Here is a 22,731-nt window from a genome sequence, read left to right on the forward strand (position 1 = left end):
TCGGCCCTGAAGGGGCCTCGTCCTCAAACGCCGGACGGGCTGGTAAGTCAGCCCCTCCGGCGTTTGAGGAGCGGGGGTCCAGGGGGCGGAGCCCCTTCAAGGATGGGACGGGTAGGGGCGGCGGGGGCGAAAAACAACCCGGCCGTCACGCCATGCGTTCCAGTTCGGACTGGGCGATCCCGTGGGCCAACGGCTGCCCTGCGCCGAGCCGTTCCGCCTCCTCCACGACCGCGAGGCCCAGGCGGGCCGCCTCGTTGCCCTGGGAGCCCGCTAGGTGCGGGGTGACGAAGGCGTTCGGCAGGTCGTACAGGGGTGAGTCGGTGGGCAGGGGCTCGGGGTCGGTGACGTCGAGGATCGCGGAGAGGCGGCCGGTGCGGAGTTCGGCGGTGAGGGCGTCGTGGTCGAGCAGGCCGCCGCGTGCGGTGTTGATCAGGACCGCTCCGTCGGGCATGAGGGCCAGCTCGCGGGGACCGATGAGGTGACGGGTCTCCGGGGTCTCGGGGGCGTGGATCGTCACGGTGTCCGAGGTGTGCAGGAGGTCGTCCAGCGGCAGCAGCGGTACGCCGAGCGCGGCGGCGCCCGCCTCGTCGACGTACGGGTCGGTGAGGCTGACGCGCAGGTCGAAGGGGCGGAGGAGTTCGATGACGCGGCGGCCGATGCGCGAGGCCCCGATCACGCCGACCCGGCGGCCGTGATTGCCGATGCCGGGGACGAGCCCCCAGCCGGGGAAGGCGCGCTCGGTGCGCAGGCGGTCGCGGGCGGCTAGGAGATCCTTCCCGGCGAGCAGGATCATGGCGAGGGTGTACTCGGCGACGGGCACGGCGTTGGCGACGGCCGCCGAGCTCACCGCGATGCCTCTGCGCCACAGCTCGTGCGCGGCGATGCTCTTGACCGAGCCGGCGGAGTGCAGCACCGCGCGCAGTTCCGGGGCGGCGTCGAGGAGGGCCGCGTCGAGGCGGGGGCAGCCCCAGCCGGTGACGAGGATCTCGGTGCGGGCGAGTACGTCCTTCAGGCGCGGGTCCGTGAAGTCCTCGGCCACCAGGGCGGGGTCGATGTCCGCCGACTCCCGCAGCCGCTCCAGCACCTCCGGCGGGAAGACCTGCGGCACGTACTCGGCGGTCATGGCGAAGAGGGCCTGCGGCAGGTGGGGCAAGGACGTGGCCTCCGGCTCGGCGAGGGGGACGAGAGGGGGTGAGAAAGCGGTCTCTACGGTAGGCAGGCGCGGATGAGAGGGTCAACGCACCGGCACTCCCCACAGGAGGGCGCGGCACTCACCCGGCAGGACGGCACGGCACTCACCTGAAGGACGGCAGGATGACCGAGACGATCACGAACTGGGCGGGCAACATCACCTACTCCGCCAAGGAGTTGCACCGTCCGTACTCGCTCGAGGCGGTCAGCGCCCTGGTGGCCGGGAGCGAGCGGGTGCGGGTGCTGGGCAGTGGGCACTCCTTCAACGAGATCGCAGAGCCGGGCCCCGAGGGCGTCCTGCTGTCGATCGCCGGTCTGCCGCCGGTGATCGACGTGGACGGTACGGCCCGTACGGTGCGGGTCTCGGGCGGCGTGCGGTACGCCGAGCTCGCGCGCACGGTGCACGCGCACGGGTTCGCGCTGCCCAACATGGCGTCCCTGCCGCACATCTCGGTGGCCGGTTCGGTCGCCACCGGCACGCACGGGTCGGGGGTCGGCAACGGCTCGCTGGCCACGTCCGTGCGGGAGGTGGAGCTGGTCACGGCGGACGGTTCGGTGGTGACCGTCGGGCGGGGCGATCCGCGGTTCGGCGGTGCGGTCACCTCGCTGGGCGCCCTCGGTGTCGTCACCTCCCTGACCCTCGATCTGGAGCCGTCCTTCGAGGTCGAGCAGCATGTCTTCACCGAACTCCCGCTGGCGGGGCTGGACCTGGCGGCGTTCGAGGCCGTGATGTCGTCGGCGTACAGCGTGAGCCTGTTCACCGACTGGCGTGCGCCGGGATTCCGGCAGGTGTGGCTCAAGCGGCGCACCGACCAGCCGCTGCCCGACGTCGCGTGGGCGGCGCCCGCGACCGAGAAGCTGCACCCGGTGCCGGGGATGCCCGCGGTCAACTGCACGGAGCAGTTCGGGGCGCCGGGGCCGTGGCACGAGCGGCTGCCGCACTTCCGGGCGGAGTTCACGCCGAGCAGCGGGGCGGAGCTGCAGTCGGAGTATCTGCTGCCGCGCCGGTACGCCGTCGAAGCGCTGCATGCTCTCGACGGGATCCGGGAGACGGTCGCCCCGGTCCTGCAGACCTGCGAGGTGCGGACCGTCGCCGCCGACGGACAGTGGCTGAGCCCTTCGTACGGAAGGGACACGGTCGCACTGCACTTCACCTGGATCGAGGACACGGCCACCGTCCTGCCGGTGGTGCGGCGGCTGGAGGGGGCGCTGGACGCCTTCGAGGCGCGGCCGCACTGGGGGAAGGTGTTCACGATGCAGGCGCGGGTGCTGCGCGGGCGGTACCCGCGGCTGGCCGACTTCCGGGCGTTGGCGCGGGAGCTGGACCCGGGTCGGAAATTCGCCAACGCCTTCGTGCAGGAGATACTGGGTGACTGAGCACGGGGGGACTTTGTAAACCCCCTTTCCTAACCCCTTGTCGAAAGTCCCCGCACGCCATAGCCTTGCGCCGCGCCGGTGCCGACGACGACCCGGCACGAGCGAAGGGACGGGGGCACTCACCGGTGAAGCGCACATCACGCGACATCCGCACCGCGAACCGCTACGAGGTGCTGCGCCAGATCATCGCCACGTCGCCCACCTCCAGGCAGGAGCTGGCGGCCGCCACCGGCCTCAGTCTCGCCACGGTCGCCACCCTCGTGGGCGAGCTGCTCGACCTGCGGATGATCACGGAGGTCGGGTTCGAGGACTCGGCGGGCGGCCGCCCCAGGGGGCTCGTGGCCGTCAACGCCTCCGGGGGCGCGCTGATCGGCGTCGACATCGCGGAGACGTACGTCCGGGTCGAGCTGTTCGATCTCGGGCTGAACGTCCTGGCCCGCGCCGACGAGGACATGCGCCCCGGCGAGTCCCGCCCCGAGCAGGTCGTCGGCCATGTCGCCGCGGCCGTCGGCTCGGTGGTGGCGCAGGCCGGGGTGGAGGGCGCGCGGGTGCTCGGCGTCGGGGTGAGCGTGCCGGGGCAGGTGGACCGGGACACCGGCGTCTCGGAGTACGCGCCCAACTGGGACTGGCACGACGTGCCGCTGCTCGACCTGCTCTCCGAGCACATCGCGTACCCGCTGTACATGGACAACCCGTTGCGCGCGTGCGCGGTGGCCGAGCTGTGGTTCGGTGCCGCGCGCGGCAGCGGGGACGCCGTCGTCGTCAACCTCGGGACCGGCGTGGGCGCCGGGCTCGTCCTGGGCGGCGGGCTGCACCGGGGCGTGAGCAACAGCGCCGGCGAGTGGGGCCATACGACGCTCGTGCTGGACGGGCGGCTGTGCCACTGCGGCAACCACGGCTGCGTGGAGACGTATGTCGGCGCGCCCGGAATCATGGTGAACCTGCGGGAGTTGGCCGCCGACAGCACCCTGCTGCACCCGGAGGACCAGACGGCCACGATCGACGCGCTGGCCCGCGGTGTGGCCGCGCACGATCCGGTGGCGGTCAAGGTGGTCCGGGACACCGCCCGCTATCTGGGCGCGGGCATCGCCGACCTGGTGAACCTGTTCAACCCCGAAGTCGTCGTGCTCAGCAGCTGGGTCGCCGCCACCCTCGGCGAACCGCTGCTGCAGGAGGTGCGCGAGGCCGTGGCCCGGCACGCACTGAGGCGTCCGCTGGCCGCCACCCGGATCGTTCTCTCCCCCATCCCCACCGACCCGGTGTGCCTGGGCGCGGCGACGTTCGCGCTCGAAGGGGCGCTGCAGTCCGTGGGGCAGCGGGCCGGGACGAAGCGGGCCGGACCGGCGCGCAGCCGGACGTGATTTCCCTGGTCTGAAGCGGGTTCGCGGGCCGCTGGTGCGGCGGTCCGCGAGCCCGTCACGTCCGGTATTCCGAACGTTGCACAACGCTTCGTGCAGACTTCGTCCAACCCCTTGCCGAAGCCTTAGCCGAAGGTTAACGTCCCGCACCGCACCCCATTTGAGCCAACTGGCGCTGAGCCGCATCAGCCACAGGCACAGGGCCGCAGCCGTACTCGAGACAAGGACGTCAGCATGTCGGCAATGAGCAACACCAACTGGGACCGCCGGAACGTACTGCGGGCCGCGATGGGTCTGGCCGCCGCGGGCGGGCTTGCCGCGTGCGGCAGCAACACCGGGCGGGGCAGCGGAGGTTCGGGCGACGGTCTCGTCCAGTACTTCCACGCGTACGGCGAGGCCGGCGTCGAGCAGGCCGTCAAGAAGTACGCGAAGGCCTACAAGGACGCCGACGTCACCACCCAGTGGATCACCGGCAACAACTTCGAGCAGAAGCTGTTCGCCGCGCTGCTCACCAAGAACGCGCCGGACGTGTTCGAGTTCCACCCGCAGATCCAGCTCGTCAAGAGCGGTCAGGTGGCCGACCTGACCGACATCATCGAGCCGGTCAAGGACGACTTCAACCAGGCCGACATCAAGTCGCACACGGTCGACGGGAAGATATACGGCGTCCGGATGATCGACGATCCGCAGTTCTTCTTCTACCGGCCCTCGCTCTTCGAGAAGGCGAAGGTCGAGGTGCCGACCACGCTGGAGGAGCTGATCGAGGCCGCCGCCAAGCTCAAGACCAGCAAGGTCAAGGGCGCCTACCTGGGCAACGACCTCACCCCGGTCCAGCACAACCTGATCTGGTCGGCCGGCGCCGACACGCTCACCGCGGACAACAAGCCCGCCTTCAACACCGACGCCGTGGCCGAGGGACTCAAGCAGCTGCGCGGCCTGTTCACCAGCGGCGACCTGCTGCTCGACGCGCCCGCCGACTGGTGGGATCCGTCGGCCTTCACCCAGGGCCTGACGGCGATCCAGTGGTGCGGCATGTGGGCCATGCCGGCCATGCAGCAGGCGCTCGGCGACGACATCGGCGTCTTCCCCTTCCCGAAGGTCGGCTCCAGCGGCAAGGAGTCGGTCTACAACGGCGGCTGGTCGATGTTCGTCAACGCCAAGGGCAAGAACGTCGAGGCGGCCAAGGAGTACGTGAAGTGGCTGTGGATCGACCAGAAGCAGTACCAGGAGGACTTCGCCACCTCCTACGGCTTCCACATCCCGCCGCGCACCTCGCTCGCCGAGTCCGCGACGAAGCTGAAGTCCGGCCTTCCGGCCGAGGGTGTGAAGCTCTTCAACGAGTTCGGCCACTTCGACAACATCGGCTGGACCCAGGCCATGATCGCCGCGATCAACGACGTGATGGCGAACTCCGTCCGCAAGGACGGTGACCCCAAGGCCCAGCTCGCCGCCGCCGAGAAGAAGGTCGACGCCGAGCTCAAGAAGCTCTTCGGATAGGCCGCCGGACGGATCTCGACATGTCGACCACCACCACACCCGGGGTCGCCAAGAACCCCGCCCCGGCCGAGGTCTCCAAGGACCGGCCGCGGCGGGGCCTCAAGGCGAACAGCACCTTCAACTTCTGGCTCTTCACCGGGCCGTTCCTGATCGGCCTGGTGATCTTCGTCTTCGTGCCGATCGGCTGGAGCCTGTATCTCAGCTTCTTCGAGGCACGCTTCACCGTCACACCGAGCGAGTTCGTCGGCTTCGACAACTACAAGCAGATCCTGACGGACACGGACTTCAGGAACTCCCTGGTCACGTTCACCGTCTTCGCCGCGTTCATCGTGCCGACCACCTGGGCGATGTCGCTGGGACTCGCACTCCTGGTGAACCGGCTGCGGTTCATGCGGGCGTTCTTCCGGTCGGTGTTCTTCCTGCCGACCGCGGTCAGCTACGCGGCCGCCGCGCTGATCTGGAAGATGTCCATCTTCAACGGCGTCCGCTTCGGCATGGCCAACACGTTCCTCGGCTGGTTCGGGGTCGAGAACATCGCCTGGCTGGGCAATCCCGATCCGCCCTGGTACTGGCTGGTCATCGTGACCGTCCGGCTGTGGCTGCAGTCCGGCTTCTACATGATCCTCTTCCTGGCGGCGCTGCAGAACATCCCGAAGGAGCTGTACGAGGCCGCCTCCATCGACGGCGCCAAGCCGGGCTGGCAGACCTTCCGCCACATCACGCTGCCGCAGCTGCGCGCGACGTCGACCGCGGTGATCCTGCTGTTGCTCATCGCCGCCTACCAGGCCTTCGACGAGTTCTTCATCCTGCTCGGAAAGGCCACCTGGGGCATGCCGCCGCTGGTCGAGCTGTACAAGATGGCGCTGGGCGAGAACCAGAACTACGGCGCGGGCAGCGCGGGTGCGCTGGTCCTGACGGCGCTCATCTGCCTCGTGACCCTGTTCCAGGGCAAGATCATGGGCTTCGGAAGGGGTGACGAGTCCCAGTGACCACCACAGCACCCGACGTCAGCAAGCCGGCCAAGGCCCGGCGCCGCGGTGGCGTCATGAGCAGCACCGGTCTGTACATCGCGACCGGCGTGGCCGCCGTACTCTTCCTCATCCCGTTCTATCTGATCGTCCGCAACGCCTTCATGACGGACCCGGAGATCACGGGCGAGGAGTGGAAGTGGTTCCCCACCGACATCCAGTGGGGCAACATCGCCGAGCCGTTCGACGACGTCACCGTCGACTTCGCCCGGTCGTTGTGGAACTCCCTGGTGGTGGCCATCCTGCACACCACGGGCATCCTCCTGATCTGCTCGCTGGCCGGATACGGCCTGGCCCGCATCCCGTACCGGCACGCCAACAAGATCTTCTACGCCGTACTGGCCACCCTGATGGTGCCCACGGCCGTGACCTTCGTCCCGAGCTTCGTGCTCGTCTCGTCGCTCGGCTGGGTCGACACCTACCGCGGTCTCATCATTCCGGGCCTGTTCAGTGGTTTCACCTGCTTCCTGTTCCGGCAGTACTTCTTGGGGTTTCCCAAGGAGCTGGAGGAGGCGGCACGCGTGGACGGTCTCAGCTACTGGGGCGCGTACTGGCGTGTCGTCGTGCCCAACTCGCTGAACTTCTTCGCGGCGATCGCCACGATCACCTTCATCGCGGGCTGGAACGCCTTCCTGTGGCCCCTGGTCATCGGCCAGGACCCCAGCGCGTGGACGGTGCAGGTCGCCCTCTCGTCGTACGCGACCAACCAGACCGTCAACTACCACCTGATCTTCATGGCCACGGCCATCTCCATCCTGCCCCTGTTGCTCGTGTTCCTGTTCCTTCAGCGCTGGCTGGTCCAGGGCATCGCACAGACCGGCATCAAGGGCTGACGCCTTCTTCTCAAGACCTGGAGACCGATGTCTTTCCGCACCACCCCACCCGTCGACTACGTCGAGGACGTCTCACCGGGCCGCGGGACCCTCCCGCCCCGCGCCTGGTACGCGTCCTCGGACGCCAAGTCCCTGCTCCTGAACGGCAGCTGGCGCTTCCGTGTGTCGGCGACCGCCGACGCCGAGGACGACTCGTTCGCCGCCGAGGGGTACGACGCCGGGGACTGGGCCGAGGTCACGGTCCCCGGCCACTGGGTCCTGCAGGGCGACGGCGCGTTCGGCTCGCCCGTCTACACCAACCACCTCTACCCCTTCCCGGTCGACCCGCCGCACGTCCCGACCGAGAACCCGACCGGCGACCACCTGCGGGTCTTCGACCTGCCCGAGGACTGGCCCGCCCTGGAAGAGGGCGGCGCCGTCCTGCGCTTCGACGGCGTGGAGTCCTGTGCCCGCGTCTGGCTGAACGGCTCGGAGCTCGGCGAGTTCAAGGGCTCCCGGCTGCCGCACGAGTTCGCCGTCGGGGACCTGCTGAAGCCGGCCGGCAACGTGCTCGCCGTCCGGGTGCACCAGTGGTCGGCGGGCTCCTACCTGGAGGACCAGGACCAGTGGTGGCTGCCCGGCATCTTCCGTGACGTCACCCTGCTGCACCGCCCGGCGGGCAGCGTGGGCGACTTCTTCGTGCACGCCTCCTACGACCACACCACGGGCGAGGGCACCCTGCGCGTCGACTCCGACGTCGACGGGCGGGTGTCCGTGCCCGCCCTGGACATCGATGTCGCGACCGGCGAGCCGGTGACCGTCCCGGTCGAGCCGTGGTCGGCGGAGACACCGAAGCTGTACGACGGCGAGCTGATCACCGCGGGTGAGCGCGTGCCACTGCGCATCGGCTTCCGTACGGTCGTCCTCGAGGACGGCCTGGTCAAGGTCAACGGCACGGCGATCCTCTTCAAGGGCGTCAACCGCCACGAGTGGCACCCCGAGAAGGGCCGCGCCCTGGACCTTGCGACCATGCGCGAGGACGTGCTGCTGATGAAGCGGCACAATCTCAACGCCGTGCGCACCTCGCACTACCCGCCGCACCCGGCCTTCCTCGACCTGTGCGACGAGCTGGGCCTGTGGGTCATCGACGAGTGCGACCTGGAGACGCACGGCTTCACCGAGCAGGCCTGGCGCGACAACCCCGTCGACGACGACCGCTGGACCCCGGCCCTGCTGGACCGCGCGGCCCGCATGGTCGAGCGCGACAAGAACCACCCGTCGATCGTCTTCTGGTCCCTCGGCAACGAGGCCGGCACCGGGCGCGGGCTGACCGCGATGGCCGAATGGATCCACGACCGGGACCCGGAACGGCTCGTGCACTACGAGGGCGACATCAACTGCCGGGACACGGACGTGTACTCGCGGATGTACGCCTTCCACGACGAGGTCGAGAAGATCGGGCAGCAGCTCGACGGCGGCACCCACAAGCGCCGCGAACTGCCCTTCATCCAGTGCGAGTACGGGCACGCCATGGGCAACGGCCCCGGCGGCCTCGCCGACTACCAGGAGCTGTTCGAGAAGTACGACCGGCTCCAGGGCGGCTTCATCTGGGAGTGGATCGACCACGGCATCAAGCACCCCGAGCTGGGCTACGCCTACGGCGGCGACTTCGGCGAGGAGCTGCACGACGGCAACTTCGTCTGCGACGGCCTGATCTTCCCGGACCGGCGGCCCTCCCCCGGGCTCGTCGAGTTCAAGAAGGTCATCGAGCCGGTCCGCATCGAGGGCGACGGCGCCGACGGCACCGTACGCGTCACCAACAAGTACGACTTCGCCGACCTGTCGGGCCTCGCCTTCGAGTGGGCGTACCAGGTGGACGGCGAGACGGTCGAGGCGGGCGCCCTGTCGGTGCCGGACCTCGCGCCCGGCGAGTCTGCGGACGTCAAGCTGCCGGAGCCGCCCGCGCACGAGCCGAGCGGCGAGACGCAGTGGACGGTGCGGGCGCTGCTCGCGGCCGACACGGCGTGGGCGCCGAAGGGTCACGTCGTCGCCTGGGGCCAGGTCCCGGTGCACGCACGTCAGGCGCCCGCTGTCACCGCAACCGACCGTCCGACGACGAGCGATCGCCTGATCACCCTCGGCCCGGCCTCCTTCGACGGCCGCACCGGCGCGCTGAAGACCATCGGCGGTGTCGACGTGACGGCTCCGCGTCTGGACGTGTGGCGGGCGCCGACGGACAACGACGACGGTGCGGAGTGGCAGACGGACACCCGCTACGGGATGCTCTGGCGCAAGTACGGCCTGCACCGCATGCGCCACCGCCTCGACGCCGTCGAGGTGAGCGACGACGCGCTGACGGTGCGAACCCGGGTGGCGCCCGCCGCCTGGGAGTTCGGTCTCGCGACGGTCTACCGCTGGACCTCCGACGGCGAGCGGCTGAAGCTGACCGTGTCCGTGACGCCGGACGGCGACTGGCCGGTGCCGCTGCCCCGGCTCGGCATCCGGTTCGGGCTTGCGCAGGCGGACCAGGTGCAGTGGTTCGGCGGCGGTCCCGGTGAGGCGTACCCGGACACCCGGCTGGCCTCGATGGTCGGCCGCTGGCAGTCGACCGTGGACGAGCTGCAGACGCCGTACGTCCGCCCGCAGGAGAACGGCGCCCGTGCCGACGTCCGCTGGGTGGAGCTCGGCGGGCTGCGGATCGAGGGCGATCCGGAGTTCTGGTTCAGCGCGCGACGCTGGACGAACGAGCAGCTGGACGCCGCGCGACACCTCACCGATCTCACGCCGGGCGACACGGTCTGGGTCAACCTCGACCACGGCCAGCACGGCATCGGCTCGCAGTCCTGCGGCCCGGGCCCGCTGCCGCAGTACTACCTGAAGGCCGAACCGACCGAGTTCTCGTTCGTGTTCTCGACCGCCAGGTAAGAAGACCATTAATCGATTGACCGATTGATCGACTTTCCGACAGGGTCGGAAAGTCGCCTGCGGCCGGTCGGCACCCCCGCCGACCGGCCGCGACTTGTCTGATCAGGCAAAGGAGTTGATGCCCCTTGGATGGCAGCATCGAGGTTCGCGGCCTGTCCCGAACCTTCCACACCACCGTCCGCAGGCCCGGCCTCGCCGGCGCGCTGCGCTCCCTGGTCAATCCGGAACGGGTCGCCAAACACGCCGTCTCCGACGTGACCTTCTCCGTCGCCCCCGGCGAACTCCTCGCCCTGCTCGGCCCGAACGGCGCCGGCAAGTCCACCACCATCAAGATGCTCACCGGCATCCTCACGCCCACCTCCGGCGAGGCCCGGGTCGCGGGCGTGGTGCCGTACGAGGAGCGCGAGCGCAACGCCCGTAACATCGGCGCGGTGTTCGGGCAGCGCACCCAGCTGTGGTGGGACCTGCCGGTGCGCGAGTCGTTCGCGATCCTGCGGGACATCTACGAGGTGCCGAAGGCCGACCACGCGGCCCGGCTCAAGGAGTTCGACGACCTCCTCGACCTCTCCTCCTTCTGGGACACCCGGGTCCGCCATCTCTCCCTCGGCCAGCGCGTCCGCTCCGATCTGGCCGCCGCCCTGCTGCACGACCCGCCGGTCGTCTTCCTCGACGAGCCGACCATCGGCATGGACGTGGTGGTCAAGGAACAGGTGCGGGAGTTCCTCCGCAACCAGGTGGAGCAGCGCGGCCGTACGGTCCTGCTGACCACCCACGACATGACCGAGGTGGAGCGGCTCGCCGAACGTGTCGTACTGGTCAACCACGGGCGGCTGATGCTCGACGGCACCCTGGACGAGATCCGCCGCAAGTTCGGCTCGACCTGGCAGGTGCGGGCGACGCTCGCCGACCCGCACGCCGACGTAGTACCGCCGTCGGGCACCGCGCTGCTGCGGCAGGACGGCCCGCTGGTCGTGTTCGGCCCCGACGGGCCCGATGCCCCGACCGTCCACCAGGCGCTGAAGGCGGTCATCGAGCGGTTCGAGGTGACGGACATCGGCATCGACGAGGCGGACCTGGAAGACGTGATGAGGGCCGCGTACGCCCAGGCGGGCACCGCCTCGGAAGGGGCCTGACATGGCGGTCCTGCACGCCTGGCGCACGGCCCGCGTCACCCCGCTCGGTGAGCTCCACGCCCCGCCCCGCATGGCCGCCGTCCTGCTCCGGCTGACCGTGCAGGTGGTGCTGGTGTGGTCCTTGTGGCGCGGCCTGTACGCGCAGAGCGGCACCACCGCCGGACTCGACCGGGACCAGGCGGTGACGTACGCCGTGCTCGCCGTACTGGCCTCCCGCCTCAGGGAGTTGGACCAGCACACGGGCCGGGACATGGTGCTGCAGCACATGCAGCTCGGCACCATCGTCTACTGGTACCTGCGCCCCCTGCCGCCGCAGCGCTACTACGCCCTGCGTGCCCTCGGCGAACAGCTCTACGGGCTGGCGTGGGCGCTGGGCGGCTACGCGGTCTGTCTGGCCGTGGGACTCGTGGAACCCCCCGGGTCCGCCGCCGTGGCCGGGGTGTTCGTGCTGAGCATGCTGCTCGGCCAGTGGGTCCTGTACTACGTCATGCTCGTCCTGGACCAGCTGTGCTTCTTCACGCTCCGCAACAACGCCGCGATGCTGATCCTCCTCTTCGCGCAGAACCTGCTCGCGGGCGTGTACGCCCCGCTGTGGTTCTTCCCGGACTGGTTCGTCACGCTGAGCGCCTTCCTGCCCTTCCAGGCGACGCTGAGCGTGCCGCTGTCGCTGTACGTGGGCCGGATTCCCTTGTCGGACGCGGCGTTCCAGCTGGCCGTGCAGGCCGGCTGGGTGGTGGTGCTGGCGCTGTTCACCCGGTGGGTGTGGCGGCAGGCCGCGCGGCGCGTGATCTCGCAGGGAGGCTGAGATGTCGCTGAAGGCTCTGCGCATCGTGTGGCGCATCACCGCTCTCAACTTCCGTGCCCAGCTGGAGTACCGCACCGAGTTCCTGATGATGGTCGCGATCGGCGCGGTCTGGCAGGTGTCGGTGATCGTGTTCGCGACGGTGCTGCTGACCCGGTTCACCGGGATGGGCGGCTGGGACAGCTCGGACGTGCTGCTCATCCCGGCCACGCGGATGCTGGCCCACGGGCTGTTCGTGCTGTTCCTGGGGCGCATGCACTGGGCGGGCCGGCAGATCCAGGAAGGCAGGATCGACACCTACCTGCTGCGCCCCATGCCGGTCCACCGCCAGGTCCAGCTGGACTACTTCCCCACCAACGCCATCGGTGATCTGACGGTCGCGGTCGGCCTGATGGTGGGCGCGCTGTCGCGCAGTCATCTCGACTGGACGTCGGGCCGGATCACGTACCTGGTCGCGGCGGTGCTCGGCGGCATGCTCCTGGAGGCGGCCCTGTTCACGGTCGTGGCCTCCGCGGCGCTGCGCTTCCCGGCCGCCGACTACTGGGGCCGCTGGCTGGAGGAACTCCTCGGCACCTTCGGCAGCTACCCGCTGAACGTGCTGCCCAAGGCGGTGGGCGGCTTCCTCACATACGGCCTGCCGCTCGCGTTCGTCGCCTACTTCCCGGCGGCGGTGCTGACCGGTCACGGCCACGACACCATCGTCCCGTACTGGCTGGCGGCGGCCTCGCCGCTGCTGGGCGTACTGGCGTATCTGGCGGCGCGACTGCTGTGGCGGTGGAGCCTGCGGCACTACACGGGCGTCAACGGATGACGCAGACGGTACGTCCTTGAGGCCGCTTCTCCGGCCGGCAGCCCTGGATGCCGGCCGGAGAAGGGGTGTTACCGCGGATGGTCGGTGGTGCCTACGGACAGCTGATCCGCGTGTCCCCGGCGTCCGTCGTGCAGGTGTCCGTGCCGGGACCGCCGTTGGCGGTGTCGTTGCCGGAGACGTTGTCGACGGTGTTGAGGACGTCGTTGCCGTAGTTGCCGATCACGTTGTCGTTGCCGGGTCCTCCGTTGAGGGTGTCGTTGTTGAGGCCTCCGTCGAGGCGGTCGTTGCCGAAGTTGCCGTATGCCGTGTCGGTCCCGGAACCGGCGTTGATCGAGTCGTCGCCGCCGAGGCCGCAGATGACGTCGGTGCCGCTGGTGCCGGTCAGGGTGTCGTTGCCGCTGGTGCCGATGCGGGTGCAGCCGCGGGAGTTGTTGACCGTGGTGGGGGACGTCGTGGTGTTGTTGGCGGTGTCCGGGTCGGTCTGGTCGGCGCTCACGGTGGCCCGGTCGGTGAGGGTTCCCGTGGCCCTGGGTTCGACGACGACCGTCAAGGTGGTGCGGGCGCCGGCGGCGAGCGTGCCGAGGGCGCAGGTCGCGCCGGTGGCGGAGGTGGTGCAGCTGCCCTGGGCCGGGGTGGCCGAGATGACCGTGGCGGCGGGGCCGGTGACCGTGTCGGTGAGGCTGATGCCGGTGGCCGAGGTCGTGGTGCTGTTGTTGGTGACGGTCACGGTGTACGTGGCGCGGTCGCCGATGCTGACCGTGCCCGTGCCGGTCTTGCTGACGGACAGGTCGACGCCGGCGGGCGGCGGCGGAGGCGGTGGGGTGCCCTCGCCGCCGAGGTAGCGGGCCAGGGCGCGCAGGCCGCTGCTGTTGAAGCCGAAGGCGACGATCTTGCCGTCGGACTGGAGGGCGAGGCTTCTCACCCGGTCGCCGGTGCCGAAGTCGGTGGTGGTGCGGCCGTTGGTGCCGAAACCGGTGTCGAGGGTGCCGTCGGCGTGGTAGCGGGCGAGCGCGTAGTCGCCGCCCGCGGTGCCGCCCGCGACGATCCCGTCGTCGGGCTGGAGCGTCAGGTCGTGCACGGCGGAGCTGGTGCCGAAGTCGGTGGTCACCACACCGTTGCTGCCGAACGTTGCGTCGCGGCTGCCGTCGATGTTGTAGCGGACCAGTGTGAAGTCGTCGCCGCTCGGACCGGACATGACGATCTTGCCGGTGGACTGCACCACGACGGTCTCGCCCCAGTTGTAGCCGCCCAGGTCCGTGGTCACCTTGCCGTCGCCGCCGAAGGTGGTGTCGAGGCTGCCGTCGGCGTTGTAGCGGGCCAGGGCGAAGTCGAAGGAGGTCTCGCCCGCGTAGCCGACCACGACGATCTTCCCGTCGGGCTGGAGGGCCATGTCCCGGGCGACCGCACCGCCCGTTTCGGAGAACGAGGTCGTGACCACGCCGTCACCCCCGCCGAAGGCGCCGTCCTGGCTCCCGTCGGGCAGGTACCGGACGACCGCGAACCAGCCGCCGGCGAAGGCTGCCGCGACGATCTTCCCGTCGGGCTGCACCGCGACTCCGGCCGCGTCCTCGGCCCCGCCCGCCAGACCGGGGCTGACCCAGCCGTCGCCGCCCCCGAAGGAGGTGTCGACGCTGCCGTCCGCGTTGTAGCGGGCCACCGTGAACCAGCAGCAGCCCGCGAACTCGTCGTCGGTCTCCTGGTGGCGGCCCACGACGACGATCTTCCCGTCGCTCTGGAGCGCCACCCCCTGGGCCACGTCGTCGCCGCCCTCGAAGTCGGTCAGCACCTCGCCGTCGCCACCGCCGAAGGAGGTGTCGACGCTGCCGTCCGGATTGTGCCGCGTCAGAGCGAAATCGGCGCCCGTGGCCTGTTCCCAGCCGACCGTGACGATCTTGCCGTCGGGCTGGATCGCCACGTCATCGCCCTCGGCGTAGCTGGAGGTCGCGATGGTGACCCGTCCGCCGGTGCCGAACGTGGTGTCCAGGTCACCGGGTGCGGCGAACGCGCCGTGCGGTACGGCGACGACGAACGCCAGTGCCGCGGCCAGGGCGGTCGCGGCACGTAGGGATCCCCGTAGGGAAGCAATGATGGACATGCCGCCAGAGTCCGGTTCATCCCGCGGCACTTGGGGACGCCGGGCCAGCGGATCGGCTCACTGGGCCGCAGAGCTCCACCCTGCGGGGTGACCGCTCCGACGATATGAAAGCCCCGCTGACCTCGCCCGATGAACGACGATCACGAACGGGACACCCGCGTGAGGGCCTACGCCGCCGAAGCCGCCGTGTGGTCCCGCCTCGCCGCCCTGCTGCCGGACCAGGAGCAGGTCGACGAGGTCCAGTCCTGCTGGGACATCGGGGAGCAGGAGGCGGGGCTCGAGGTGCTGGTGGGCAGACTGACCGAGCAGGGCCTGCCGGTGGGCGAGTCGGCGCGGGCCGAACTCGCGGTGATGGCCGAGCAGTGGGGCGTGTGGGACCGGCTCGGGGCGTCGATCGCGGGGTGCTCGCCGGATGCCCGACAGCCCGCGCGATGGCGGGTGTTGGAGGACGGGGCCGAGGAGACGCTCCCGCTGCGTGCGGTGTTGCCGGAGGGTGCGTCCCCGCAGTCGGAGGTCGTGCCGTGGATCGTGTGCCCGCCCTGCGGCCGGGTGCTGGCCCGGGTGCACCGGCGCGAGGAGTGGGGCGGCCTGTCGTACCTCGCGGAGTCGTACGTGGTGTTCGCCCGGGACCGTGCCTTCGCGCCGCTGGTCTTCGACCGGGAGGACGACGGGGCCGCGTGGGCCGCGCTGGACGCGCTGCGTACGGCGTGCGGGCGCGGGCGGGGGTGAGCCGGTCAGGGGCGGTGGCCTGACCGCCGTATCGGGGTGAAGAGGGCGGCGGCCGCGATCAGGACGCAGCATCCGCCCGCGAGCAGGCCCACCGGGGCGGTGCCGTGGCGTTCCGCGGCCCAGGTGAGGACGGCCGCGCCGATCGGGGCCGTGACGAGGGTCGTCCGCAGGCCGATCGTGCTGGCCGGCGCCCCGCGCCCAGGGGGCGCACGCCGTAGTTGACGGTGCTGTAGGCACCGGTCACGCGGCTGCGAAGTAGGTCGCGCCGAGGATCCCGGCCCGGGCCCACGCGGGCCCGTCCGCACCGGTGGCGAGGGCGATGGGCGCCGGGAACAGGACGGAGCCGACGGCGATGCTGCGTCCCACGCCGATCCGCCGGGACAGCCAGGGCGCCGCCAGTGCGCCGACGAGGAGAGCAGCGGGTGGCCGCCGGGTTCCCCGGACACGGCGGAACGTCACGCCTCTCACTGTTTCCCCAACGGCCCTTGTGCGTCACCCTGGTTGACGCGGAACCTGAACAGCGCTCACCTTCAGTGCCCACCTTCTTGCCCCTCTGTCACCCCCGGAGACGACCCCCACCATGAGAAGACTGATCGGCACGCTCGCGGCGGCCGCGCTGGCCCTCACCGGCCTCACCACCACCGCGGCCACGCCCGCGACGGCCGCCACCTCCGGCACCTTCGACGTCCTCACGTACAACATCGCCGGGCTCCCCCTGGGCCTCGGCGACAGCGACCCCGAGACGAACACGCCGCTCATCGGGCAGCGCCTCGCCCCGTACGACATCGTCAACGTCCAGGAGGACTTCAACTACCACGCGTCGCTGTACGCCAACGACACCCACCCGTACCGCACGGCCACCAGCGGTGGAGCGGGCTTCGGCGACGGCATGAACACCCTGTCCGACTTCGCCTTCGAGGACTTCCAGCGGGTGAAGTGGAACGACTGCACGGGCACGAACTGCCTGACACCCAAGGGCTTCTCCCTCGCCCGCGTGCGCCTCGCCGAGGGCGTGTTCGTGGACCTCTACAACGTCCACACCAACGCCGACTCCGACGACGCCGCGCTTGCTGCCCGCCGGGCCAACATCGAGCAGTTGTCGGACTTCATCCAGGCCAACTCCTCCGGCAACGCGGTGATCGTCATGGGCGACACCAACACCCGCTACACGCGCACCGGCGACAACATCCGCACGCTGGTCGGCGAGAACGGCCTGACCGACGCCTGGGTGCAGCTGGTCAAGGGCGGCACACCGCCGGCGGCCGGCAGCGACGCGCTGCTCTGCGACGCGACCGCCCCGACCAACGACTGCGAGGTCGTCGACAAGGTCCTCTACCGCGGCAGCAAGCTGCTCACCCTGAACGCCACCCGCTACAACAACGACTGGGCGAAGTTCCTCCGCGACGACGGCAAGCACCTCTCCGACCACTTCCCGCACACGGTCGGCTTCTCCTACACCCTCAACCCCTCCCTGCGGGCAAGCGACTTCTTCGGCGGCCCGCACGGCACCGCCTTCAACGACGCCGACGACCTCCCGGCGGCACCGTCCCCCCGCACCCTCACCCTGCGCGGCGGCTCCCGCCTGGACGCGGTCTCCCTGACCCACGATGGCGGCACGGCCCTCACCCACGGCGGTACGGGCGGCACGGCGACCTCCCTGACCCTGGCCGCGGGCGAGCACATCACCGCCGTAAAGCTGACGCAGGGCCAGAAGGACGGCCGTACGCGGATCTTCTCCGCCGCCTTCACGACGGACCGCGGCCGCACCCTGTCCTCGGGTACGGCCACGTCCGACGCCAGGACCTTCACGGCCCCGTCCGGCCGGCAGATCGTCGGCTTCACGGGCCGGTCGGGCGACGAGATCGACAAGCTGGGCGTGCTGTACGCGCCTACGGCCTGATCTCGTAGACCACATTGAACGCCGTCTCCGCGACCCGGCGGAACCGGGAGAAGCCCGCCTCCGTGACCACCGCTCGGATCGCCGCCTCCCCGGCCTGCGCACCGAGTGAGTGGCCACCTGGCTGGGAGAGGCTGTTGGGCACGCAGAGGAAGGTGGAGCCGCTGTAGTAGAGGCGACCGACCGGGTTGAAGTTCTCCTCGACCCGGTCGGAGGCGTTCGGCTCCACCAGCAGCCAGGTGCCGTCCTCGGCCAGCGCCTCGCGCACACGCCGGGCGGCCCCGACCGGGTCGCCCATGTCGTGCAGGCAGTCGAACATGGTCACCAGGTCGTAGTCCGTACCGCTGAAGGTCTGCGCGGTGCCGATCTCGAAGGTGAGCCGGTCGGCGAGCCCGGCGTCGGCGGCCTTCTTGCGCGCCAGCTCGATCGACCTGGCGTGGTAGTCCGAGCCGACGACCCTGGTGCGCGGGTAGGCCTCGGCCATCAGCACCGATGAGGAGCCCAGGCCGCAGCCGACGTCCGCGACCCGAGCGCCCGCGGTGAGCTTGGCGTCGACGTCGTCCAGCGCGGGGATCCAGTTCGGGACCAGCTCGGCCACGTAACCGGGCCGGTAGAACACGTCGACCCCGACGAAGACGTCCTCGTCGTGCTCGTGCCAGCCGAATCCCTCGCCGCTGCGAAAGGCCTCGGCGATGTGGGGTTCGGCGCGCAGCATGGCGAGCGCGAAGCGGAACGCCGCCGCCACGTTGGGGCCCTCGGGGTCGGCCAGGCAGAACGCCTGCTCCTCGGTCAGCGAGAACCGTCCGCTCGTGGGCTCGTACGCGGCATATCCACCGGCGGCCTGTCCGCGCAGCCACTCGGTGAGGTAGCGCGGATGGCAGCCGGTGCGCTCGGCGAACTCCTCCGGCGTCGCGGGGCCCTCCGCGAGCGCCTGGTAGAGGCCGAGCCGGTGGCCGACGGCGATGGAGCCGGCGGCTTCGGTGGCGCCCAGGTCGGTCACGAACCGGCCCAGGAACTCGTTCACTTTCTCGTGGTCCACGGCTGGATTCCCTTCCTGTCCGGTGGGGTCTGTCCGGCGGGATCTGCCCCTGGGTCCGGTGGGACCGGCTCGTGCCGGCCACGACACAAAGGTTCGACGCCGGGCCTGTCACGGCGCTCGCACGGGCTGTCATGGCGCTCGCACGGGCTATCGTCGTGCTGACAGGGCGAGAGTCCGCCTGCGCCCGTCCTCGTCGCGCGGGCCCTGGACACCGGAGGTGCCATGGCGGTCGGGCCGTCGCCGTCGTCGGTTCGGGTGGAGGTGCTGGGGCCGCTGCGGCTTCTCGTCGACGGCGCCCTCGTGGACGTACCGGGTCCGAAGCGGCGCGCGGTGCTCGCGCTGCTGGCGCTGGCGGAGGGCCGGACCGTGACGGTCGACCGCCTCGTGGACGCGCTGTGGCCGTCGGAAGTCCCCGCGTCCGGGCGTCAGGCCCTGCACAACCACGTCTCCCGGCTGCGCGGCCACCTCGGTGCGGGAGCGGCTCTGCTGGAGACGTGGCAGGACGGTTACCGGCTCGCACTCGACTCCGGGGGACTGGACGCCGCCCAGGCGCGGGCGTTGCTCGCGGCGGCACGTTCGGCCGCGGAGCGGGACCCGGCCGGTTCGTACGCCCTGTTGCGGGAGGCGTACGGGCTGTGGCGGGGGCCGGCGCTCGCCGACCTCACCGACGTCGGGCCCGTTGCCGCCGCGGTCGAGGACTGCGAGCGGCTGCACGTCGAGGTGACCGACGCGCTGATCGCCGCCGCGGTGGCCGCAGGGCAGGCCGAGCAGGTCGTGGGCCTCGCGGCGACGTCGTCGGCCGGCGATCCGCTCCGGGAGCCCGGGGTGCTGCTGCACATGCGTGCGCTGGCGGCGACCGGCCAGGCACCGGAGGCGTTGCGCATCGGCCGGGAGTACCGGCGGCGGCTGGCCGACGAGACAGGGCTGGACCCGTCGCCCGCGCTGGATGCGCTTGAGCAGGACATCGCCACCCCCGACCGCACCACCTCCCCAGACCGCACCACCTCCCCCGACCGCACCACCTCCCCAGACCGCACGACCATCCCCCACAGCACCGCCACCTCGCAGCGCAGCCCCACCCCCGACAGCACCACCAGCCCACCGCGCCGGCCCGGCGTCCCCGCCCCGCCCCGCACACCGGCCGCCCCGGCCACGCCCCTCATCGGCCGCGAGCCCCAAGTCGCCGCCCTTCACCGCCTGTTGGCGGAGGAGCGACTGGTCACGGTCGTCGGCCCCGGCGGTGTCGGCAAGACCCGCGTCGCTCTGGAGGTCGCGCGGCGGAGCGGTCCGGCGACGGTGTTGCCGCTCGCTCCGGTGACCGACTCCGCCGCCATCCCGCACGCCCTCGCGGCGGTCCTGAACCTGCGCGTCGAGCAGGGGGACGTTCTCTCCGCCTGCGTCGCCGTGCTGGCCGACCACCACGGCCTGCTGGTGATCGACAACTGTGAGCACCTGCTCGACGGCGTACGGGACACGGTGGACGTGATCCTCTCCGCGTGCCCGGGCATCCGCCTGCTGGCCACGAGCCGTGAGGCCCTCGGCATGCCGGCCGAGCACGTCTGGCGGCTGGCGCCCCTCCCGCTGCCCCGCCCCTCGCAGGACCCCCTGCGGGTGCCGTCCGTGGCGCTGTTCCTGGACCGGGCCCGGCGGGTCCGGCCGGGGCGCGCGCCGACGGGGGCGGAGCTGCGGACGGTCTCCGACGTCGTACACCGGCTCGACGGCATGCCCCTGGCGATCGAACTCGCGGCCGGCCGACTGTCCACGTTCTCCCTCAGTGACCTGTACGACCGCCTCGACCGCTCGCTGGACCTGCTCGGTGGGGGCAGCACCAGCGGCGACTCCCGGCACCGCACGCTGCGGGCCACCGTCGAGTGGTCGTACCGCCTCCTCACCCAGGACGAGCGACGGCTGTTCCGGCATCTGGCGGTCTTCCCCGACGGCGTCGATCTCGCCACCGCGGAGCGACTCGCCGCCGGTCTGGGCCTGGAGAGCGATCCCGGCAGCGCCCTCGCGCGCCTCGTCGACGCCTCCATGATCGATGCCACGTTCGAGGGCACCACCCGCTACCGCATGCTGGAAACGCTGCGGGCGTTCGGCCTGGACCGGCTCACCGCGGCCGGCGAGGACAAGGCCGCGGCCGAGTGTCTGGTGCGCTGGGCCGTGGAGCTGGCCTCGTGGATCGGCGCGACCATGGGCAGCGAGCGGGAACCCGAGGCCGACGCCGTCCTGCGCCGTGAGCTGCCCAACCTGCGGGCCGCGTGGCGGCTGGCCCGCGACCGGGGCGCCCTGGACGACGCGACCGCCATGGTCATCGCCCTGTTCGACGCGATCGCCTACCGCGATCTCCTCGAACTGCGTGACTGGGCCCGGGAGTTGGGCGACGATCCGGCGCTGGCCGGCCATCCGCGCGCCACGGCCGTACTGGGCATCGCCGCGGAAGCCACCTACCACAACGGCGACTACCGCCGGGCCGACCGACTCGCCCGCGCCGGACTGGCGCAGAGCACCGGCAGCCCCGACGCCTGGCTCTGCCTGATGCCTCTCTCGGTCGCCGACCTGGCCCGCGGCGCCCATGACGACGTGGTGCAACACGCCTTGTCCGCCGCCGACTTGATCGGTGCTCAGCGGGAGTGCCTGGGCGTCGCCGCCCTGGCGAAGGCCTACGCGGGCGATCTGGACGAGGCACGACGACTGAACGACCGGGGCGCAGCCGCCGCCGTGTCGCCCTCGATGGTGTCCTGGGGCGCCTATGTCACCGGAGAGATCGAGAGCCTGGCGGGCAACACCGGGCAGGCCGAGGAGAACTACATCCGTGCCGTCGACCTGGCCCGCGGCTCCGGCGCGACCTTCCTCGTCGGTGTCGCGACGGTGGGCCTGCTGTCGGTACGTGCCTCGGCGGGCCGGGTCCACGAGGCACTGATCGGCTACCGCGAGGTCATCGACTACTTCGCCCGCAGTGGCAACTGGACCCACCTGTGGACCACCCTGCGCAATCTGGCCGACCTGCTGCGGCGGCTGGGTGACGAGGACGCGGCTGCCCGGATCGAGGCCGCGGCCGACCACGCACCCGACGCCCCCGCCGTACCCGGCGCCGAGCACCCCCCGCCCGCCGCCACGCCGGTGTCCGGCCGGAACGCCGTCCTGGAGCTGGCCCGGGGCGCCATCGAACGCAACCTCGGCCGGTCATGACAGCGAGCTCACGGGAGCGGGGTCACGCGAAGCCGAGCCCCACCTCTCGGCGAGGACCACGACCAGCAGCGGCAACGCTCGGCGCCCTCACGCAGCACCAGCCTGCGAAGGGGATGCGCGTGACCTCCGGCCCCGCCAGGGGGCTCTGCCGGCGAGACCGCGGACGGACCAGGGACTGGCGTTAGCATCCGGCCCAGACACCCTAGCTTTCCGTAGTGGGAGGACACCCCCATGGCCCGCGCAGGACTGACCGCCGACCGTCTCGCCGCGGCCGCCGCCGAGCTCGCCGACGAGGTGGGGTTCGAGAACGTCAGTCTGTCCGCGCTGGCCCGGCGCTTCGGGGTGAAGGACGCGAGCCTGTACTCGCACGTGAGGAATCTGCAGGAGCTGCGGACGCGGGTCGCGCTGCTGGCCGGTGGCGAGATGATCGACCGGATCGCCGCCGCCGTGGCGGGACGGGCCGGCAAGGACGCGCTGGTCGCCTTCGCGGCCGCCTACCGGGAGTACGCCCGTCAGCACCCCGGCCGGTACGCGGCGACCCAGATCCGGGTCGACCAGGCCCTGGTCGCCGACTCCCCCGCGATGCGCCGCACCGCCGAGATCACCTACGGCATGCTCCGCGCCTACGGCCTCGAGGAGCCGGACCTCACCGACGCCGTCCGCCTGCTGCGCAGCACCTTCCACGGCTACTGCGCCCTGGAGTCCACCGGCGCGTTCGGCGCACCCCGGGCGGTACAGGAGTCCTGGGAGCGCGCCGTCGACGCCCTGCACGTGGCGCTCGTGAACTGGCCGCGGAAGGAGCAGGACCGGCGGCCGCCCCAGTTGTCACCCTGACCACTTAGACTGGA

General features: G+C 71.1%; 17 protein-coding genes and 1 pseudogene. 13 read left to right on the forward strand and 5 right to left on the reverse strand.

The window, feature by feature from the left end:
- Positions 1 to 145 precede the first annotated feature (145 nt).
- Positions 146 to 1,153, reverse strand: coding sequence for a hydroxyacid dehydrogenase (locus ACZ7L6_RS41340; protein WP_471933325.1), 1,008 nt, complete (start codon positions 1,151 to 1,153; stop codon positions 146 to 148).
- A gap of 161 nt (positions 1,154 to 1,314) precedes the next feature.
- On the opposite strand from ACZ7L6_RS41340, the gene ACZ7L6_RS41345 reads away from it, so the two are divergent.
- The 9 genes from ACZ7L6_RS41345 to ACZ7L6_RS41385 all read left to right on the forward strand — a co-directional run bounded on the left by ACZ7L6_RS41345 (position 1,315) and on the right by ACZ7L6_RS41385 (position 12,934).
- The gene (locus ACZ7L6_RS41345) at positions 1,315 to 2,568 is read left to right on the forward strand and encodes an FAD-binding protein (protein WP_471933327.1); all 1,254 of its coding nucleotides are present in this window, start codon (positions 1,315 to 1,317) and stop codon (positions 2,566 to 2,568) included.
- Between the two features lie 125 nt (positions 2,569 to 2,693).
- On the forward strand, positions 2,694 to 3,929 hold the full coding sequence (locus ACZ7L6_RS41350) for an ROK family transcriptional regulator (RefSeq protein WP_471933329.1): 1,236 nt from the start codon (positions 2,694 to 2,696) through the stop codon (positions 3,927 to 3,929).
- A gap of 231 nt (positions 3,930 to 4,160) precedes the next feature.
- Complete coding sequence (locus tag ACZ7L6_RS41355) at positions 4,161 to 5,423, forward strand: ABC transporter substrate-binding protein (RefSeq protein WP_471933331.1); 1,263 nt, start codon at positions 4,161 to 4,163, stop codon at positions 5,421 to 5,423.
- A 20-nt stretch (positions 5,424 to 5,443) separates the two neighbouring features.
- Positions 5,444 to 6,412: a carbohydrate ABC transporter permease gene (locus ACZ7L6_RS41360; RefSeq protein WP_471933333.1), complete on the forward strand. Its 969-nt coding sequence runs from the start codon at positions 5,444 to 5,446 to the stop codon at positions 6,410 to 6,412.
- Positions 6,409 to 7,284, forward strand: coding sequence for a carbohydrate ABC transporter permease (locus tag ACZ7L6_RS41365; protein WP_471933335.1), 876 nt, complete (start codon positions 6,409 to 6,411; stop codon positions 7,282 to 7,284). Before ACZ7L6_RS41360 ends, ACZ7L6_RS41365 begins: the two co-directional genes overlap by 4 nt.
- 27 nt (positions 7,285 to 7,311) lie before the next feature.
- On the forward strand, positions 7,312 to 10,188 hold the full coding sequence (locus ACZ7L6_RS41370) for a glycoside hydrolase family 2 TIM barrel-domain containing protein (RefSeq protein WP_471933337.1): 2,877 nt from the start codon (positions 7,312 to 7,314) through the stop codon (positions 10,186 to 10,188).
- 125 nt (positions 10,189 to 10,313) lie between these two features.
- A complete protein-coding gene (locus tag ACZ7L6_RS41375; RefSeq protein ID WP_471933339.1) occupies positions 10,314 to 11,321 on the forward strand; it encodes an ABC transporter ATP-binding protein in 1,008 nt (335 codons plus the stop codon).
- 1 nt (position 11,322) lies between these two features.
- Positions 11,323 to 12,126 (forward strand): ABC transporter permease, encoded by an 804-nt coding sequence (locus ACZ7L6_RS41380; protein ID WP_471933341.1) that lies wholly within the window; start codon positions 11,323 to 11,325, stop codon positions 12,124 to 12,126.
- Between the two features lies 1 nt (position 12,127).
- Positions 12,128 to 12,934 carry an ABC transporter permease gene (locus ACZ7L6_RS41385; protein ID WP_471933343.1) on the forward strand — a complete coding sequence of 269 codons (807 nt, stop codon included), beginning with the start codon at positions 12,128 to 12,130 and terminating at the stop codon, positions 12,932 to 12,934.
- A 91-nt stretch (positions 12,935 to 13,025) separates the two neighbouring features.
- On the opposite strand, the gene ACZ7L6_RS41390 is transcribed toward ACZ7L6_RS41385, so the two are convergent.
- Positions 13,026 to 15,029 (reverse strand): calcium-binding protein, encoded by a 2,004-nt coding sequence (locus tag ACZ7L6_RS41390; protein WP_471933345.1) that lies wholly within the window; start codon positions 15,027 to 15,029, stop codon positions 13,026 to 13,028.
- A 129-nt stretch (positions 15,030 to 15,158) separates the two neighbouring features.
- Between ACZ7L6_RS41390 and ACZ7L6_RS41395 the strand changes: the two genes are divergently transcribed.
- On the forward strand, positions 15,159 to 15,758 hold the full coding sequence (locus ACZ7L6_RS41395) for a hypothetical protein (protein ID WP_471933347.1): 600 nt from the start codon (positions 15,159 to 15,161) through the stop codon (positions 15,756 to 15,758).
- 5 nt (positions 15,759 to 15,763) lie between these two features.
- Here the strand turns inward: ACZ7L6_RS41395 and ACZ7L6_RS41400 are convergent.
- Positions 15,764 to 15,907, reverse strand: a pseudogene (locus tag ACZ7L6_RS41400) (MFS transporter); the annotation flags it as partial.
- Between the two features lie 91 nt (positions 15,908 to 15,998).
- Positions 15,999 to 16,217, reverse strand: coding sequence for a hypothetical protein (locus tag ACZ7L6_RS41405; protein WP_471933349.1), 219 nt, complete (start codon positions 16,215 to 16,217; stop codon positions 15,999 to 16,001).
- A gap of 121 nt (positions 16,218 to 16,338) precedes the next feature.
- Here ACZ7L6_RS41405 and ACZ7L6_RS41410 point away from each other — a divergent pair, with 121 nt between their 5' ends.
- Positions 16,339 to 17,658 (forward strand): jacalin-like lectin, encoded by a 1,320-nt coding sequence (locus tag ACZ7L6_RS41410; RefSeq protein ID WP_471933351.1) that lies wholly within the window; start codon positions 16,339 to 16,341, stop codon positions 17,656 to 17,658.
- Here the strand turns inward: ACZ7L6_RS41410 and ACZ7L6_RS41415 are convergent.
- Positions 17,648 to 18,694, reverse strand: a complete 1,047-nt coding sequence (locus ACZ7L6_RS41415; RefSeq protein ID WP_471933353.1) for a class I SAM-dependent methyltransferase — start codon at positions 18,692 to 18,694, stop codon at positions 17,648 to 17,650. The genes ACZ7L6_RS41410 and ACZ7L6_RS41415 overlap by 11 nt on opposite strands.
- Positions 18,695 to 18,916: 222 nt before the next feature.
- On the opposite strand from ACZ7L6_RS41415, the gene ACZ7L6_RS41420 reads away from it, so the two are divergent.
- Together ACZ7L6_RS41420 and ACZ7L6_RS41425 are read left to right on the forward strand one after the other, a co-directional pair.
- Positions 18,917 to 21,883 carry an AfsR/SARP family transcriptional regulator gene (locus ACZ7L6_RS41420; RefSeq protein WP_471933355.1) on the forward strand — a complete coding sequence of 989 codons (2,967 nt, stop codon included), beginning with the start codon at positions 18,917 to 18,919 and terminating at the stop codon, positions 21,881 to 21,883.
- A gap of 231 nt (positions 21,884 to 22,114) precedes the next feature.
- Positions 22,115 to 22,717, forward strand: a complete 603-nt coding sequence (locus ACZ7L6_RS41425; RefSeq protein WP_471933357.1) for a TetR-like C-terminal domain-containing protein — start codon at positions 22,115 to 22,117, stop codon at positions 22,715 to 22,717.
- Positions 22,718 to 22,731 lie beyond the last annotated feature (14 nt).

It is taken from the genome of Streptomyces sp. NPDC107522 (genome assembly GCF_055657525.1).